Source organism: Arthrobacter sp. G.S.26 (genome assembly GCF_050847375.1).
In the GTDB taxonomy this organism is placed as follows: domain Bacteria; phylum Actinomycetota; class Actinomycetes; order Actinomycetales; family Micrococcaceae; genus Arthrobacter.
Map to the genome: position 1 here is coordinate 26,545 of NZ_CP193753.1, position 18,218 is coordinate 44,762.

General features: G+C 59.9%; 13 protein-coding genes. 6 read left to right on the plus strand and 7 right to left on the minus strand.

Annotated elements, in window-relative coordinates:
• Positions 1-133 precede the first annotated feature (133 nt).
• From ACRB8A_RS19300 to ACRB8A_RS19320, 5 genes are read left to right on the plus strand one after another with little or no spacing between them, the layout of a single operon-like run.
• Positions 134-1,369 carry a glycoside hydrolase family 1 protein gene (locus ACRB8A_RS19300; RefSeq protein ID WP_432246215.1) on the plus strand — a complete coding sequence of 412 codons (1,236 nt, stop codon included), beginning with the start codon at positions 134-136 and terminating at the stop codon, positions 1,367-1,369.
• Positions 1,366-2,403 (plus strand): Gfo/Idh/MocA family protein, encoded by a 1,038-nt coding sequence (locus ACRB8A_RS19305; protein WP_432246171.1) that lies wholly within the window; start codon positions 1,366-1,368, stop codon positions 2,401-2,403. The genes ACRB8A_RS19300 and ACRB8A_RS19305 overlap by 4 nt, the downstream gene beginning before the upstream one ends.
• On the plus strand, positions 2,400-5,444 hold the full coding sequence (locus ACRB8A_RS19310) for a glycoside hydrolase family 2 TIM barrel-domain containing protein (protein ID WP_432246172.1): 3,045 nt from the start codon (positions 2,400-2,402) through the stop codon (positions 5,442-5,444). The genes ACRB8A_RS19305 and ACRB8A_RS19310 overlap by 4 nt, the downstream gene beginning before the upstream one ends.
• Before the next feature lie 24 nt (positions 5,445-5,468).
• Positions 5,469-7,262, plus strand: a complete 1,794-nt coding sequence (uidA, locus tag ACRB8A_RS19315) for a beta-glucuronidase (protein ID WP_432246173.1) — start codon at positions 5,469-5,471, stop codon at positions 7,260-7,262.
• Between the two features lie 30 nt (positions 7,263-7,292).
• Positions 7,293-8,663, plus strand: coding sequence for an MFS transporter (locus ACRB8A_RS19320; RefSeq protein WP_432246174.1), 1,371 nt, complete (start codon positions 7,293-7,295; stop codon positions 8,661-8,663).
• Between the two features lie 32 nt (positions 8,664-8,695).
• Here ACRB8A_RS19320 and ACRB8A_RS19325 read toward each other — a convergent pair whose 3' ends face one another.
• The gene (locus ACRB8A_RS19325) at positions 8,696-9,736 is read right to left on the minus strand and encodes a LacI family DNA-binding transcriptional regulator (RefSeq protein WP_432246175.1); all 1,041 of its coding nucleotides are present in this window, start codon (positions 9,734-9,736) and stop codon (positions 8,696-8,698) included.
• A complete protein-coding gene (locus ACRB8A_RS19330) occupies positions 9,733-9,963 on the minus strand; it encodes a hypothetical protein (RefSeq protein WP_432246176.1) in 231 nt (76 codons plus the stop codon). Before ACRB8A_RS19330 ends, ACRB8A_RS19325 begins: the two co-directional genes overlap by 4 nt.
• Before the next feature lie 185 nt (positions 9,964-10,148).
• Here ACRB8A_RS19330 and ACRB8A_RS19335 point away from each other — a divergent pair, with 185 nt between their 5' ends.
• Positions 10,149-10,775: a TetR/AcrR family transcriptional regulator gene (locus ACRB8A_RS19335; RefSeq protein ID WP_432246177.1), complete on the plus strand. Its 627-nt coding sequence runs from the start codon at positions 10,149-10,151 to the stop codon at positions 10,773-10,775.
• 39 nt (positions 10,776-10,814) lie between these two features.
• On the opposite strand, the gene ACRB8A_RS19340 is transcribed toward ACRB8A_RS19335, so the two are convergent.
• The 5 genes from ACRB8A_RS19340 to ACRB8A_RS19360 form a co-directional block, all read right to left on the minus strand.
• Positions 10,815-11,681 carry an ATP-binding cassette domain-containing protein gene (locus tag ACRB8A_RS19340; protein ID WP_432246178.1) on the minus strand — a complete coding sequence of 289 codons (867 nt, stop codon included), beginning with the start codon at positions 11,679-11,681 and terminating at the stop codon, positions 10,815-10,817.
• Between the two features lie 3 nt (positions 11,682-11,684).
• On the minus strand, positions 11,685-13,463 hold the full coding sequence (locus ACRB8A_RS19345; RefSeq protein ID WP_432246179.1) for a dipeptide/oligopeptide/nickel ABC transporter permease/ATP-binding protein: 1,779 nt from the start codon (positions 13,461-13,463) through the stop codon (positions 11,685-11,687).
• The gene (locus ACRB8A_RS19350) at positions 13,460-14,401 is read right to left on the minus strand and encodes an ABC transporter permease (protein WP_432246180.1); all 942 of its coding nucleotides are present in this window, start codon (positions 14,399-14,401) and stop codon (positions 13,460-13,462) included. Before ACRB8A_RS19350 ends, ACRB8A_RS19345 begins: the two co-directional genes overlap by 4 nt.
• Positions 14,402-14,469: 68 nt before the next feature.
• The gene (locus ACRB8A_RS19355) at positions 14,470-16,029 is read right to left on the minus strand and encodes an ABC transporter substrate-binding protein (RefSeq protein ID WP_432246181.1); all 1,560 of its coding nucleotides are present in this window, start codon (positions 16,027-16,029) and stop codon (positions 14,470-14,472) included.
• Between the two features lie 590 nt (positions 16,030-16,619).
• Entirely contained in the window at positions 16,620-17,528 is a 909-nt protein-coding gene (locus tag ACRB8A_RS19360; protein ID WP_432246216.1) for an alpha/beta hydrolase, read from the minus strand.
• Positions 17,529-18,218: the final 690 nt, after the last annotated feature.

An 18,218-nucleotide genomic window follows, 5' to 3' on the forward strand; every position in this document is an offset into this window, starting at 1 on the left:
GTCCCCGGCACGGTCGTCTTTGACAGCAACTATTGACGCGAAAATAGTTCTGCGTTTCGAAATTGCATGTTAGCATCCTTTGATGGCAATCGGTTTCCGTTGGGACCGAAATATTGAGAGATCGGCGCGTACGATGACGAACCTTCCGAAAGGCTTCCTCTGGGGAGCATCAACAGCCCCTCATCAGATCGAGGGGAATAATGTCAACAGTGACTTCTGGGCCCGCGAGCAGGACAGGGCGGGGATGGAACGCAGCGGCGACGCCATCGACAGCTATCACCGCTACGCGGAGGATATGCAACTGCTTGCTGACGCGGGCCTGAATGCTTACCGGTTCGGCATTGAATGGGCGCGTATCGAGCCCTCCCCGGGCTATATTTCGAAGGCCGAACTGGCGCACTACCGCCGCATGATCGATACTGCGCTCGGCCTGGGATTGAAGCCGGTCATCACGCTCCACCACTTCACCAGTCCGCGCTGGTTTGCCGAAGAAGGTGGCTGGATGGGCGACCGCGCTGTCGAGCGTTTCGCCGCCTACGTCGAGGCCGTGATCGGCATCCTGGACGGCGTCGAGTGGATCTGCACCATGAATGAGCCGAACATGCTTGCACTCATGACCACCATGGGTCGGATGGCTGAACAGCGGAAAGACAAAAAGTGGCTGAGTCCGACTGTTGAGGGCGCAGCACGGCCTGTCTTGCCTAACCCCGATATCGACATCAGCCGGCGTTTGGTGGAGGCGCATCACGCTGTTCGCGGTTTTTTGCGGGAGCGGACGGGGGCAGCTGTTGGTTGGACGGTAGCGAACCAGTCGCTCGTGGCCTTGCCGGGCGGGGAAGAAAAGCTTCGCGAGCTGCAGTACGTCAGGGAGAACATCTTCCTGGAAGCGGCACGCGGGGACGACTTCATCGGTGTTCAGTCGTACTCAAGCCAGAACGTAACCGCTGAGGGAATCGTGCCTCACCCCGTTCACCCCGATAACACCATCGTCGGCAATGCCTACCGCCCCGACGCCATCGGCATCGCCGTTCGCCACACCTGGAATGTCACCGAGGGCGTACCGGTGCTGATCACGGAAAACGGCATCGCCACCGCAGATGACGATCGGCGGATCGCTTACACAACCAGCGCCCTGCAGCACCTCTTTGAGGCCATGGACGAAGACATCGATGTCCGCGGCTACCTGCACTGGAGTGCTCTGGATAACTATGAGTGGGGCCACTGGGAACCGACCTTCGGACTGATAGCAGTAGACAGGGAAACCTTCGAGCGGCACCCCAAACCGAGCCTTGCCTGGCTGGGAAACGTCGCCAGGGCCGGCTCGGTGTCCCTGGCCGAGGAAGCCACTGCAGGTCTTACGGTTTCATGACAGCCCTTCAGGAGACCGAACCGCGCCAGGCCACTCTCCAGTGGGGGATTGTCGGGACAGGACCCATCTCGGACAGTGTTGTGGCTGACCTTTCCACTTGTGGCGGCGCGGTCATCCGGGGCGTGCACAGCAGGGACGCAGGAAAGGCCTCCGCTTTCGCGGAAAAAAACGGAGGAGCCTTCTCCACGGACAACTATGAGGAGTTGCTGGCGGACGGCGGAATTGACGTCGTGTACATCGCGACGCCCTTCGCCTCGCATTATCCGCTGGTCCGTCAGGCCCTTCTCGCCGACAAACACGTCCTCGTTGAGAAGCCAATGGCCATGACGGCCGCTGAAGTCGCCGAGCTGTTCCAGCTGGCGGGTCAACGGAACCTCTTCCTGATGGAGGGCATGTGGATGAAGTTCAATCCTGCGTTTGTCCGGTTGAAAGAGGAGATCGCTGCCGGCCGGATCGGTGAGCCCCGGAGCGTGCGGGCAATGTTCGGGATGCCGTTTCCGCAGGACGGCGGCAGCCGGTGGGATGTGAAACGCAGCGGAAGCACCCTGCTGGACCAGGGCATCTACCCGGTCACGTTGGCGCATTCCATCTTCGGCGAACCGGAATCAATTTACGCGGCAGGTACCTTGCGCAGCGACGGCTTGGATCTGGCAGAGCACTTCATTCTCGAGTACAGTGACGGCCGCTTCGCCCACGGCGCCGCCTCCACTCAGGAGTTCGCCGATATCTCGGGCTCGGTCAGCGGAACGAAAGGGTGGATGGTACTTCCGGGCCCCTTCTGGTCCACCACAAACCTACGGATTCATGCCGGGTCATGGCAAAACATTATTCACAACCCTGAGCCTGTGGACCTGGTGCGTGAGGGCAACGGATACGTGCCAATGCTTCGCGCCGTCAGCGAAGCCATCACGGCAGGACTAACAGAGCACCCTTTACATAACGCCGCCGACACACTCGCCGTCTTCCGCACACTGGACAAGATCCGCTCCGCGGTCGAAACCGGCGAAGTCATTCGAGGGAAGGACAACAAATGACAGGAGCCGGCTTTACCTTTACACCCGCCGACGTCACCGGCCTCCACCCTGTCGGCCGCTTGCCCATGACCTCTCTGCGCCGCCCAGCCGACGTTGATCTGAACGGTGTCTGGGACTTCCAGTTGCTGGAGCGGCCCGACGCGCCGGGCAGCGATGACTGGGGGGCGACGACGGTGCCGGGCCTGTGGACGATGTCGGATCCTACAGATCCACCGCACTACACCAACGTACCGATGCCCTTCGATGAGATTCCGCCGGCGCTTCCCAGGCGCAATCCCACGGGGGTGTACAGGCGTGTAGTCGATCTTTCACCGGCGCCGGGCCACCGGACGATCCTGCACGTTGGCGCAGCGGAATCACTGTTGCGAGTGATGGTGAACGGCGTGCCGGTGGGGCTCAGCAACGACTCCCACCTCGCCGCCGAATTCGACCTCACCGATGTCGTTACTCAGGGCCGTAATGAGCTCGTTCTGGTCGTCACTAAATTCTCGGCCGAAAGTTATCTTGAGGACCAGGATCAGTGGTGGCACGGCGGCATCACCCGGCCGGTTTTTATCTATACCGTGCCTGAGGTTCATATTGAGGACGTGGTGGTCCTTGCCGACTACGACGCCCGCGACGGCAAAGGATCCTTAACCGTCGAGGTGGTCACTGCTGGCCTCGCCCACCTCACAACGGTCGACTGTCATGCCGAAGTGATCGCTCTTGGAACGGCGGAAACGCAGCCCATCGGTCCACGGCGGGCAGCGCAGACGCTTCCCAAGCCCTCCGATGAACGCGGCAACAAGCCGGCCGCCCATCTTCCTGCCGATTTCATGGACCTGCTGAGCATCAGGGCCGCGGGAGCAGCGGTACCTGAGCGCTTTGCGGCCATTGCCGGAGCCTTTGCCCAGACGGTCACCCATGAAACGTCTGCCGGAAGGGCCAGGTTTGAGCGGGCCGGGCTGGACGTTGCTCCCTGGACGGCCGAAACCCCGCATCTGGAAGAACTGACGGTCAGGCTCCGCGGCGCCGACGGAAAAATCCTCGATGAGGTGATCGTGCGCATAGGATTCCGCAGAGTTGAAATCCGGGGGAGGGACCTGCTGGTGAACGGCCGGCGCATCCTCGTCCAAGGCGTCAACCGGCACGACTTCGATCCCCGTACCGGACGGATAATGACCAGGGAATCTTTACTGGAAGAGCTTTCCCTGATGAAACGCAACAACATCAATGCAGTGCGCACATCGCACTACCCCAACGATCCCGTCTTCCTGGACCTCTGCGACGAAATCGGCCTCTACGTCGTTGACGAGGCCGACATCGAGGGACACGCGTTCGCAGGGATACTCGCAGACGATCCCTTGTATCTGCCAAGCTTCATGCGCAGGCTCTCGCGGATGGTGCTCAGGGACAGGAATCATCCCAGCATCATCATGTGGTCGCTTGGGAACGAAACCGGCTACGGAGCAGCCCATGACGCCTTAGCGGCGTGGACCCGCAACGTCGACCCATCCAGACCAGTGCATTACGAGGGGGCCATATCGAACGACTGGCACGGCGGTCACGCTGCTACCGATATTGTCTGCCCCATGTACGCCTCCTTTGCCTCGCTCGAGGCCTACGCTCATGATGAACGTGCCGACCGGCCATTGATCCTGTGTGAGTACGCCTATTCCCAAGGGAACTCCACAGGGGGCCTTTCCGAGTACTGGCGCCTCTTCGAGTCCCTTCCCGGGCTCCAGGGCGGTTTCATCTGGGAATGGCGCGATCACGCGCTGGACCCCGAAGGGGACGGACACTACAGGTATGGCGGCGACTTCGGCGATGAACCCAACAGCGGGGCGACTCTTAACAACGGAATTGTCTTCCCGGACCTCAGCCCGAAACCGTCCCTGTTCGAGGCGCGGGGCATCTTCGCCCCGGTCCGGATCATCTCGGACGCGGCCAAGGCCCTTGAAGGGCAAATCGAAATCCGTAACCGCCAGTCCTTCGCGGACCTCAGCGACCTGAGGGCGTTGATCCAGGTCGAAACTGCCGGCGGCGCAGTCGGCGCAACCGAGGTCGCCCTGCCGGCCCTGGGTCCGGGCGCCACTGGTTCGCTGGAACTTCCAGAACAAATAAAGGCCGCCACGAGGGAACCGGATGCGCTGGCCGTAACACTGACCTTGCACACCCGTCAGGAAGCGCTCTGGGCCCCGGCAGACACCGAAATCGCGGCACTCCAAGTCATCCTTGACGTCACCCCGGAGCAACTGCCAGCAGGTTCGGGCGATGTCCCCGCTCTGGTCCTTGGCACGGACGGCTCCCTCGTCCACCCGCTGCTGCGGCGCGCCCCCGAGCTGTCACTGTGGCGGGCGCTCACTGAAAACGACGCCTGCTTCGCACTGGACAGCCGGTTCGTTAGGACAGGTTTTTTTCAGCTCGAACTGGTCAGTTCCGACATTGAGCACTCAGGAAACACTGCCGTGGTCACGCGCACCTACACTACGGCGTTCGGGGATGACGAGGTACTACACCGCCGGAGAATCACCTCCGTTGGATTCGACGATTGGGTCATCGAAGAGCACGTCGTACTGCCCGCCGCTACGCACGATGGATTGCGGGTCGGTATCGAGTTCGAACTGATTGACGGCTTTGAAGATGCTCGTTGGGTGGGGCTGGGCCCGTGGGAGAACTACCCAGACCGCCGGCAGGCGGCCCTTCTGGGCACGTGGGAAACCAAAATCGGATCCCTCGCCGTTCCCTACACTGTCCCGCAAACCAACGGCACCCGCGGCGGCGTAACGAAAATGCGGCTGGCAGGTTCCGCCGGCACCGTGACCACCGAGCACGGCAGCCCTCTGCACATGACTGTCTCCCGATACTCAACGCACGAGCTGGAATCGGCCACACACTGGTGGCAACTGCCGGAATCCTCGAAAACCATCGTCAACCTCGACATTGCCCACCGAGGTGTCGGGACCGTCGTGCTAGGACCCGATACCTTGCCACAACACCGGCTCGACGCCCAGGACTACTCCTGGCAGTGGCGTCTCACACTCGGCAGCCGGCCCCTCTAATCACCAATACCAAAGGACTCAGACATGCTCAAACCTAAGATGACTCCCACCCGCGAGCTCGTCTCCCTGAACGGCCTCTGGGCGTTCGACATCGACCGCGGATCACCAATCAAAGCCTGGACCAGCACTCTGGATAGCGGGCTCGAGGCAGCCGTCCCGGCCAGTTACAACGACCTCTTTGTGGATTCCTGCATCCGCGACCATGTCGGGTGGGCCTGGTACCAACGTCAGGTTCGCGTGCCCCGCAGCTGGCAAACCGACAGTGTGTACCTTCGCGTGGACGCCGCAACCCATGAAGGACGCGTCTACGTCAATGACACCCTCGTAGGCCAACACATCGGGGGATACACACCCTTCGAACTGGACATTACGGACCTGGTCGTACCGGGAGAGGAGTTCCGCCTCACCATCGGCGTGAACAACGAGCTCACGAGTGTCACCATCCCGCCAGGTTCCATCACTGTGGCCCAGGATGGGCGCCGGCAGCAGAAGTACCTGCACGACTTCTACAACTACGCCGGCCTGTCCCGTTCCGTCTGGCTCTACACCTCCCCGAAGCTTCGGATCGAAGACATCAAGGTCGTCACCGACGTCGAGGGAACAACCGGCCTTGTGACCTACGACATCGAAACCACGCAACCCGCCACCGTACGGGTCCGCGCGCTGGATGCTGCGGGCATCGAAGTAGCGGCAGCCCAAGGAGCAGCCGGTACCCTCCGGCTGGATGCGGTACATCTGTGGAATCCCGGCGCCGCGTACCTTTACACCCTGGTTGCAGAAATTGTGGACGAAGACGATGTGATCGACAGTTACACCCAGCCCTTTGGCGTCCGGACTGTTTTGGTCAGCGGCACGGAGTTCCTCATTAACGGCAAGCCTTTCTACTTCACCGGTTTCGGCAAACATGAAGACTCACCGGTGCGCGGCAAGGGACACGACGACGCCTATCTCGTGCACGATTTCCAACTGCTGGAGTGGGTCGGGGCGAACTCGTTCCGCACTTCCCATTACCCCTATGCCGAGGAAGTCATGGACTTCGCTGACCGGCACGGCATCGTGGTGATCGACGAAACAGCTGCCGTCGGGCTCAACCTCGCGGTCGAGGGCGGACTCACCGGGGCAGCCACAAGGCCCACCTTCTCACCTGAAACGTTCAATGATGAGACGCAAGCCGCCCATGCCCAGGCAATCCGGGAGCTGATCGCCCGTGATAAGAACCATCCCAGCGTCGTGATGTGGTGCATTGCCAACGAACCGTCGTCGAACGAGGATGGTGCCCGGGAGTACTTTGAGCCGCTTGTGGAGCTGACTCGGAGCCTGGACCCGACCCGACCCGTTACCTATGCGGCAGTCATGTTTGCCACGTTTAAGAATGACAAGATTGCCGACCTGTTCGACGTCATGTGCCTCAACCGTTACTACGGCTGGTATGTTGCCACCGGCGACTTGAAAACGGCTGAAACATACCTCCAGGCCGAGCTGCAGGGCTGGGTCGAGAAATTCGGTAAACCGATCATGATGGCCGAATACGGCGCAGACACCCTGCCCGGCCTCCATTCGGTATGGGATATGCCGTGGTCGGAGGAGTATCAGGCAGCCTACCTGGACATGAACCACCGTGTATTCGACAGCATTCCATCCTTCGTCGGAGAACAGGTCTGGAATTTTGCTGATTTCCAGACCTCGAACGGCATCCACCGTGTGGACGGCAACAGGAAGGGCGTCTTCACCCGTGACCGGAAACCTAAGGCAGCAGCCCATGGCCTCCGGAAACGTTGGCGGGGACTAGAAAACCGGAAGCCCGGAACCGGCATCTGAGCCGACCACGTCAGGAACCAGAGGTCTTCCATGGTTATTAATGACATCCCGGGCCATCCGAAGGACCCTGCTGGCGGGGCAACCCGCGTCCCGAACGTGAACGTTGCCTTGCCGTCACCGCCCGAGGCCGCGACGCGCTCCACCAATCAAGCCAGCAGACCTCAACAGCCCTTGACCCGGACAACCGTCTGGCTGCTGGTGGCGGGAACCTTCGGTGGCGGGATGGCGTTGATCGTGCCGATGGCCTTTACCCTGGCACTCAAACTGAACCAGCTTGCCCCCGGCCGGGAAGAAACCCTGGGCTACATCCTCGGGGCAGGGTCGCTGTGCTCCCTGCTGGCAGCGCCAGTGACGGGGATCTTGAGTGACAGGACACGATCCCGGTGGGGCAGGCGACGTCCATATACGGTCATTGGTGCAGCTGTCGGACTGGCGGCCGTCCCACTTATGGCCTTCGCCCCTAATATCCTCGTCCTCGGCCTGGGCTGGATGCTCTCCAGCGTGGGATGGGGAACTGCAGTCGGTTCCATCGGGAACTTTCAGGCGGATAACCTGGCGGAAGCCCAGCGCGGCAAAGTTTCCGGCCTGACCGGCCTGACGATGCAAGTGGCGCCCGTCATCGGCATCATGCTGGCCGGCACCGTGACTGCGAACGCTTTGTGGGTCTTCATGCTCCCGGCTGCTGTCGGAACTACACTGGTTGCTGCCTTCGTTATCTTTGCCCCGGAAAGGGACTCCCGAGGGCGGGGGTTGTCCACTCCGCTTTCGGTCGGAAGAGTATTGAGGAGTTTCGGCTTCAATCCGCGCAAGCACCCGGCCTTCGCCTGGGTCTGGGCGGGACGGTTCCTGTTCTTTCTCGGGTTGTCGTTGACGACCAGCTATGCAACATTCTTCTACGCGCAACGCCTTCAGATCGGTGTCGCCGATATAACCACAGCTATTGCTGTCATCTCCGGCGCCAGCATCGTCAGCGCGACTGTCGGCGCTGTTGGTGGCGGCTGGCTCTCCGACCGTGCGGCCCACCGCTGGCCTTTCATCATGCTTGGGACGGTCTTGTACGCGTCCGGCGCCGTAGTGTCCGCCTTCTCCTACGACTTAACCTTGCTCCTCGTAGGCTCCTTCATTTCCTCGACAGGCATCGCGCTCTTTTCTTCTGTCGGACAGGCCCTCATCCTCGATGTACTCCCACATCGTGAAACGCAGGCGGGCAGGTTCATGGCGATCACGAGCTTCTCGCAGAAGATCCCTAGCGCGTTGGCCCCTCTCCTCGCCCCGGTCCTGCTTTCCATCTCTGCAGCCGGAACCGAGAAGAACTACTCAGCGCTTTTCCTGGCGGCCGGGGCACTTGCCGTTTCCGGCGGTTTGCTCACTTTGCTCTACGTCCGTGCGGAAATCCGCTGATCTTCGAGCTGTCCGGTATTCTGCCGAAGTATTCATTTTTGGGAAATGCGTCCGGTTGATCCGCGGGAGATCAGTTGCGTTGCCAGTTCGACCGGCGCCGGCTCATCGTGGCCCCGGATGGACTCTATGATGCGCCGGATGGCATCTTCTCCGGCAAGGTCAACCGGAGTGCGGATGGTTGTCAGCGGGGGAGAGGTGAAGGCCGAGCCGAAGATGTCGTCAAAGCCGACAATGTTCAGCTCACCGGGTACGGAAAGGTTCGCTTCCTGGCATGCCGTGAGCAGCCCGATAGCCATGAGGTCGTTATAGGCAACGACTGCCGTCACGCCTGCAGCGCGTACGCGGTGCAGGCCCGAGTGGCCGCCCTCAACGGTGGGCAGGAGTCCCGGGCCGATTTCGACGACCGACATGCCGCGCTTCAACGCTTCTGCAAAAATGATGTTACAACGGAGGGTGTTCATCCACGAGTTGCTGGGGCCTGACAGGTACGCCATGGAACGGTGACCAAGGTCCATCAGCTGATCCAGGGCATGCCGGATTCCGGGGACAACATCGGGGACAACGCTGGGGACCCCGGAGATGTTTCTATTGACTACCAGAACTGGCTTAATTTCGGCGAAGGCGCGTATGTCGCCCTCTGCCAGCCGGGTTCCTACCAGGACGAGGCCGTCCACTGAGGCCAGAAGCCGTTGCGCCGTCTGTGCTTCCAGTTCCGGCGACTCCTGCGATTCAGCCAGAACCAGGGTGTAGCCTTCGGCCGCAGTCGCCCGCCCCGCCCCCCTTATGAGGTCGAAATATACCGGGTTGGTAATGTCCGAGAGCACTAGACCGACGGTGTTTGTGAGGCCCGTTGGCAGTGCCCTGGCCATCGGATTCGTTCTGAAATTCAGGGCTGCTGCAGCCTCCCGGATACGTTGCTCTGTCTTGGCATTCACCCGCCCTGGCTTGTTGAGAGCTCTGGAGACAGTGGAGGCATTGACGCCTGTCTGCCGGGCGATATCGTAAATTGTCGCGGCAGCCCTACGCGCCGCCGCCTGGGTGGGTTGGCCGTCCTCTGTGATGGGTTGGGTCAACGTGATATCTCCGCCCCGTCAAGGACGCGGATGTCGGACTGCTTTTCGATCAAGCGCCGGTTGGCTGCGCCATCCATTGCCAGCCAGAGAATCGAGCCGTCCTCAGCAACGCAGTCAACCCAGCCCATGTCACGGATTTTGCCCTTGACGTGAATTTCCACGTACGTGCCTTTGAGCTGGTTCCAATCGCCGATGACCGGCGATGCAGCACCCTGTTGGGGCTCCATGCGTTCATTCTCTGGTTGCATGGTTTCCTTATCTGAGGTTGGGGAAAGTGGGTGGATCTGCCCGGTGCCGCCGGTCAGCATCTCAATTTCGAATTGCTTTTCTAGTTTACTGGGTGAGGGCTGCTGAAGTTATTATCACGGTGCTAATTTGGTCTGTAGATGCACGTCAACGTTAGGATTCTGCAATGCCCCCCGTCGTGACCAAGCAGCGCGGACCTTACGCCAAGACGGCGGCCCTTCGGTTGAAGATTTTGGAAACGTGCCTCGATATGTTCGGGGAAACGGGATTCCATAACATGACGATGAAAGACGTGGCCCAGCGCGTGGGCATCAGCAACACGGGGCTCCTTCATCACTTTGCCAGCAAAGACGAGCTGCTTTTCGGTGTGCTGGGTTTGGTGGACGAGCGAAGGAAGCGGTTTTTCCTGAGCCGCGGTTTGGGAGTCCTGATGGTTCCCGAGGATATCGGTGAGATCAAATCGCTGCTGCAGACGCTCGTGACAAGCGAACTTGACCCGGGTTTAATCGAGTTGCACAGCACGCTGGCCGCCGAGGCGACGTCCCCTGACCACCCTGCCCATGAAAGCTATCGGGGCCGATACAAGAACCTGGTCACGTTCTTCACAGAGGCTTTCAGCGCACTGGCACGAGATGGGGAACTGAAAACCGACATGGAGCCAGAGGCGCTGGCAGCGATGTTCGTCGCGTTGAAAGATGGCCTCCAAATTCAATGGCTGTACGAGAGGGATACAGCGCGTCTCGAGAGGCACATAAACCTGTTTCTCCGCTCCTTCGTCAATAGGATTAACTGAGCGGCCGGCCACCCGGAGGAGGTGGCCGGCCGATCAGTCCTAAGCGCGTACAGCCCCCGCCTGCAGATCCTGCTCACGGTGCCGTTCCCGCAGCCGGTGCCGTTCTGCGCGCCGTTTTTCCTGTTCCAGCGGATCCGCAACCGGCGCGGCCAGCAGGAGCCGCTGAGTATAGGGGTGCTCCGGCTCTGAGGTCACCTGCTCAGCTGATCCTGTCTCTACGATGTCACCCTTGTATACGACACTCACCCGGTGGCTGACGTGCCGGACCACGGCGAGGTCATGGGACACGAAAAGGTATGCCACTCCTGTTTGCCGCTGAATATCTACCAACAGGTCGAGCACGCGTGCCTGTGTGGAAAGGTCAAGGGCAGACACCGGTTCGTCGCACACGATCAGTTTCGGTTTTGGTGCCAGAGCGCGGGCGATCGCCACACGTTGGCGCTGACCGCCACTGAACTCCCGGGGAAGCCGCTCGATGGCGTCGGCCGGGAGTCCGACCTCGTCCAGGAGCATTCCGACCCGGGCGCGGGCCTCCTTATCGGACTGTCCCTGCACGACGAGCGGCTCACTGAGGATGTCCCCAATGGTCATGGAAGGGTTAAGGGAGGTGTAGGGGTCCTGAAAAACCACCTGGATATCCTTGGCCAGCTCCCGTCGCTGCTTCGGGCTGACATGAGTGATGTCCTTATCCCGGAATGAGACCCTTCCACCGCTGGGTTTAACCAAGCCGAGGACCGCCCGGCCAATTGTCGTCTTACCCGAGCCGGACTCGCCGACCACGCCCAGAGTTTCTCCCTCGGCGATGGTCAGGGACACTCCGTGCAGGACCTCGTGCGGCTTGGCGCGGAAACCGCGCCCCGGGTAGCTGACCCGCAGTCCGTCTATGTTGAGCAGGGTGCTCATCATCAACTACTTTCGTACCGTGTCGCGGGCGGCCATGGGGGCGTCCGTACGCACGGTGGTCTCGTCAAGGATTGAGTTCAACAACATCGCGGTGTACGGGTGTTGGGGGTTCCTAAAAATGTCCAGAGTCTGTCCCGTTTCCACGATCTTTCCGTTCTGCATGACGGCGATGCGGTCGCAGATATCCGCGACGACGCCGAAATTGTGCGTCACGAGTAGCACAGCCATGTTCAGTTCGGCCTGCAGGTCACGCAGCAGGTCGAGGATTTCCGCCTGAACGGTGACGTCGAGGGCTGTGGTGGGTTCGTCGGCGATCAGCAGCTTGGGCCGGCTTGCAACCGCGCCAGCGATCAGGACCCGCTGAGCCATGCCTCCAGAAATTTGGTGCGGATAGGAATTGTAGGTCCTCTGCGGATCCTGAATTCCGACACGTTTCAGTAGGGCCAGCACCCGTTCTTTCGCCTCTTTGGCTGTCATGTTGGCAGAAGCCCGAATTCCTTCCACCAGCTGGTCCCCGACAGAGAAGGAGGGGTCGAGGTTGGACATGGGTTCCTGCGGAATATAAGCGATGGAGCGCCCGCGGATGGCCCGAAGCTCCCTCTCGCTGAGTCCCAACAGTTCCTTGCCATCCAGGGTGATGGAGCCGCGGGTGATGACTGCTTCGGGGGGCAGGACGCCGAGGATTGCAAATGCTGTTTGCGTCTTACCCGATCCGGACTCACCGACCAGGCCAAGGGTCTGGCCGCCGCCGAGGCTCAGGTTTACTCCACTGACAACCTCCTTCAGCTCCCCCGACGGGGTACGGTATGCGATGGCAAGGTTCTCGATCCTGAGCAGCGAATCTGGGCCGGCGGATTTTCGTGCGCCGGCTTGGGCCGCCTGCTTTTGGACGATTGAGCGTTTCACCGGTTTTGGCCTTACGCCTTCGAAGGCGTCCCGGAGTGCGTTCCCAAACAGGACCAACGACGCGGTGATCAGGCCGAGGAGCATACTTGGCCAGAGAAACTGTCCTGGTGCTGTGTAGAGATTGAGGAATCCGTCTCCGATCATCGACCCGAAGCTGGGAATGGTGTTGGATCCAACGCCCAGGAATGCCAATCCTGATTGGATACCGATCGCTGAACCGAAGAGAAAAGCGGCCGCGATGATGATGGGTCCACGGACTACGAAGAGGACGTGACGGGCCAGAATCCGCAGATCAGGGAGCCCTGAAACCTTCGCTGCATCCACGAACAGTTCGTTCTTGACCCCAAGAACCTGGTTCCTGACAATGCGGTAGATCTGAGGAGAGAGCATGACTCCGAAGATGAGCATGGTGAAGCGATAGTCGCCCTTGGTCACTGGCATGAGGAGGATCAGCATGAGAATGCCGGGAAAGGTCATGATGAGGCTGAAAAGCCACTCAGTGACTCCTTGGACTTTTCTTCCGCAGTATCCACCGATGAGGCCGAATGGAACGCCTATAACCAAGGCGACGCTGGTGCCGATCAACCCGGAAACCATGCTGGTGTTGATGGAGTGGAGCAGGCGGGTGAAAATGTCCTGCCCGTTCTGGTCACCGCCAAGAGGATATCCCGCCGTCCCCGCTGGGGCGTTGATGGCGTCCAGTGATACCTCGTTGGGTCCAAGCTGGGTCAAAAGAGGGGTCAATATCCCGAGCAGGGCAATGACCAGCAACAATGATGCAGTGACAACTGCCTGGGGATCCTTCAACAGCTTCCGCCACGCCGACTTTCGAGGCGCTGCCTTCTGGGCCGGGGCGACGATGAGTTCTTCCACGCTCATGAAATTCTCGCTTTCGGGTTGAGCCAGCCGTTAACGAGGTCGACTACGAGGTTGATGCAGACCACAAGCAGGACGCCGAACACCGTGAGACCCATGATGACCGTGATATCGCCTTCCAAAGCGGAATTGAAGGCGAAGGTGCCATACCCGGGGAGTGCAAAGACCTTTTCAATGATGAGGGCTCCACCGAGCATGGTGATGAATTCGAAGGAAAGCACGGTAAGTGCCGGCCCGGCAGCATTCCGCAGCGCGTGTTTCAGCACAATGGAGCGTGTCGAAATGCCGCGGGTGCGCAGTGTGCGGACGTAGTCCTTGCGCAGTTCGTCAATCATGGTGCCGCGGACTTGGGCAGTGATGTTAGCCGCCCCTCCGATGACCAGGACAATGACGGGAATGGTGATGCTTGCCGCCCACCGTGAGGGGTTCACGTTGAACGGGGTATAGCCAGTCGCTGGTAGAAGGTGAAGATTGATGGCGAAAACCACAACCAGGACTATCGCGATCAACAAGCCAGGAAACACATAGCCGAAAAGCGACGCTGCCTGCGCCAGCCGATCCGCCACGCCTCCACGAGCCGCAGAGAGAACGCCCAAAGCAACACTGATGACGACCGTGATGGCCAAAGCGACGAGGACCACTGACAGTGTGACCGCCAGTCGTGACGCCACTGCTGGGCCTACCGGTTCGCTCGTGAACACCGAAGTGCCGAAGTCGCCCCGGAAGACGCCACCGAGCCAGTCCAGGTACTGGACCAGGAGCGGACGATCGAAGCCCATAGCCGCCGTCATCGTCGTGACGGACTCAGGCGTCGCGGCGCTGCCAAGCCGCGAGCGGACGACGGCTTCGAAGGAAAAGCTAAGAAGCCAGAAATTAATCAGCGTCACCAGTAACGTGAGCACAATGCCTGCGCCTAGCCGCCGCAGAATATAGAGAATCATTCATGTCCTTAAAGGAGTGTGTCTCGGACGTGGGTCCCCGGGCAGGCACGCCCGGGGACCCACCTTTTTCACTTCGTGGTGGTGAATGCCCGGACGTGGGTCTTACCATTACCGAGGTACTCGATGCCGCTTTTCGTAGCCCAGGTTGACCCGATGTAGAAGAGGGGCGCGTCCAAAGCGTGTTCGACGGCAAAGGCATTGATCTTCTTGTAAAGCTCTGCGGCCTTGGCTTCGTCAGTCTCAGCGCGCACTTCTGTAATGAGGTCAGTCAGTTCGGGGTACTTCGAACCGAAGGGGTTAAGGAACCCGTTTGCCGAGAAGTTGTTGTCCAGTTCCCGATGGGTCAGCCCTGCAATTCCATCCATGAAGAAAAACATTGGAAACTTCTTAGAGGACACCGCTGCCGCAGCGTTCTGAGGCGGAACTGGTTCCCAGTTCACCCTGATGCCGATGTCGCCTAACGCCTGGGTGATCAGGGGCTCGAAGGACTTGGAAAGTACTGTCGCCGGCATGGTCACGTCAAAACCGTTGGCATATCCTGCGTCTGCCAGAAGTTTCTTGGCCCCGGCCGGATCAAACTTGTACGATGCTTCCAAAGCCGCGTCATAGGCTGGGCCCCTCGGGCCGAAAACCTGCACGGTTGCCTTGCCGGAGCCACGCATTGCCAGCTGAACCAGCTTCTCACGGTCAAAAGCCATGTTGATCGCTTTGCGGACACGTTCGTCGGCAAGTGGTTTCAAGAGCGTGCCGTCCCGGTCAGCCAGCACCAGATTCGCCAGCGCTTGGGCTTCGACCTTATTCATCTTGAACCCGGCGGCTTCCATCTGCTGAACCTGGGTAGCGTCCACGGTACCCGCGTCCACTTCACCCGCTTGCAGAGCATTGAAAATCGCTGTGCGGTCCTGAATGACGCGAACAGTCACTTTCTTGAAGGGGTAGGCTTTCGCGTTCCAGTAATCATCCCTGCGGTTGAGGACGTATGTTGTTCCTGCGACCGTTGCTGCCTTGTCCAGCGTGTAAGGGCCTGACGTTTTTGGGTCCAAGGCAGTCGTTTTGTCATTAAGGGTAGCCGGGTCGCCGATGACTCCAGCAGCCAGGGCCAGGTTCGTGAGCAGCGCAGGTTCAGACTGCTTCAGCTTGAGAACGACCGTCCTGTCGTCGGGGGCTTCGATCGAGGCCACAACCGCCAGCTTGCCCTGCTGTTGGCCCGGGGTAGTCCTGGTCCGTTCCAGGGTACCGGCAACGTCCTTGGCCGTAACTGCATCACCGTTGCTAAAGGTCATGCCCTCGCGCAGAGTAAGGGACAAGGTGAGGCCGTCATCCGAGAACTTCCAGCTCTCCGCAGCGTTGGGCTGCAGCTTTGCGTCATTGTCGAAATAAAGAAGAGTGTCGAAAACGGATCCCCAGACGTAGGTCTGCTCGCCCTCCTGGAGCTGGGCGGGATCGAGTGACGCCGGCGCTGCGGTCATGGCCAAAGCGAGCGTGGCGTTGGAGGAGGCGCCGCTAGGGGCAGTCCCCGCTCCTTCCTGCTCTGTGCCACCGCACGCGGTCGATGTGAAAAGAACGGCCGCGGTAAGCGCAGTTGCGATTCCGGAGCGGAATCGTGATCGGGTCATACGGGTGTCCATAAGAACTCCTTTGGTCCAGGATGAGTCGTATTCGAGCTATGGGCGGCCAGATCGGCACGCTCAAAATAGTGATGCACGTCTAATTTCATGCTGAATCCAGTGAACCATCGTTGAACTCACCTGACAACCGATTGCCCACAAATTTTCCGGAACTCATCGCCCTTGCCTTCGCGGAGGGGCAGAAGACCTGATGGAAGCGGAACTCCCGGCTCAAGGCGTCCTTGGAACGCAGGCAGGGAAACATCGCTGCAAGGGGCAGAGAAGCCCCCCCCCCCCCCCCCCGCCGGAATTCGTTTAGTCCGGAGATCAAACCGTGCCAGCGCGCAGATCCGGACATACCGATTAGTTGACCAACACGACGGAAGCCAAGCCTCAGAGTGTCAGGTTGAGTCCGATGGTCAACCGAGGCGTATGGTCAAGAGTCCCAACGAAATAGCACCTCATCGAACGGCCGCTTCGAAAGAGCCACTCAATAATGAAAACCGGCAGGGCGCCCACACCGTTTCTCGGCCATTCCTAACTGCCTAGTGATCCATTAATGGCGTAAAAAAGTGGCGGGGAGCGGCTGCGGGTTATAGACGTTACTGCGGCTATTTGTCTTTGGAGGATGCCAAGTTTCCCGGATCGTCACTCCATGAGTGGGCGAGCCAGGCATGGATGCGTCTGATGCCTTCTGCGAACGTTGGCGTTTCTTGTTTGCCGAGGAATCCGTGACGCGAGTCTGCGACGACGTGGTAATCGAGTACTGTGCCGGCATTTTTTAGCTCATCACGCAATGTTTGTCCAGATGCCCTGAGTGTGTCGTGGTCGGCATCCAGCATAAGGGTCGGGGGAAATCCCCAGAGGTCGGCTCCTCCCGGAAAGGCATGGAAGTCGGACATGGCTGCAGGGGATCCGGCGTAATTCCGGTTCATTCGTTCCACTGTTGCTGGGTCAAACTGGGGGGCATGGCGCCCCCCAACCCGGGATTGAACTTCCGGTGGTAGTGCTGGCAGGGCGGCGTGGAAGGTGCCGTAGGCCAGGATCAGCCGGTCCGGCCCTTCCTTTTTCTCGTCCCGTAAGCGAAGGGTCGCAGCGGCAGCAAGGCAGGCGCCAGCGCTTGCCCCTCCGAGAAGGAGACGACGGTTCGGCGTCTCCTTGCGTATAGCGTTGGTGACGTCGATGATGTCGTCCAGCGGCACTGGAAACCTAATTCCGGGCAGTATTCCCGGTGTTGGCTCCTCTGCCCAGCTAAAAGGAGGGGCAAGCCGGTAGTCAACGGCGACTACAGACAAGCCTTCGTTCGCCAGCGTACATGCCACGGCATGGGACTCTACTTCGTCCAGTCCTCCCGAGCTAAACCCGCCACCATGCAACCAGATTAGGAGATCCTTGTCCTGGCTGAGCGCCGCGCCCGCCACATACCTACGAACCGGAATGGGACCGTGCCTGCCCTCGATCAGGTCGTTCGAAATCGTCAGGCCTTTTGAGCAGAAGTTAGGATCAGAATTTCTATGCACGGTTTCTTTCCTCAAAATCAGAGCGCGAAAGGGTATAAAAGCGGGTGAGTCGCGTGGCAGTCCGCTAGCACATACGAGAAAACGCTGAATCTACAGGCGCGGGGCTGGTTCACGTCAACCTGCACGCCCAGGATTACATACGGACGGGACGATTTAAACTACCCAGAACCAGGTGAGGCTCGGTGATCAAGATGCTTGGCAGCATCAGTGCGCCGCCGTCCAGTTGTGACTTCGAGATCATCGCAATCAAGGTGCTGCTGGCTCCGGAAGCCAGTGCATGAGCACCCGTACGCCGACGAATCCAGACCGCTGGCAGCAAACGCCCAAGTGGCCTCCCCTGTCCAACCGTGACAGGACCAGATCGCACTCTTGCGCCTCCCCGGGTTAGGGAACACCTGAGCCTAACCGGGGGAAGTAATCCTCCACTCCAACATGAGGACGTCGCTGGCGCCGCCCACAGCCGGGGACAACTCTCATAAGTTATTTACTGCTACTGCTGCTGGGGAGCTACCCAGCGGCACCTACTTCAAACCTTGGATAACCTAGAGCTATCCTAGGTTTGAAGGGATCAGAGTTCCGGCAACGTGGTTAGCGAGCATGGGTTTTGCCCGCTAAAGCACGTCAACACAGGTTTGCGATCGTCTCTCGAACAACAAGAGTAGACATAGATGAAATAACCCATCCTTGCCC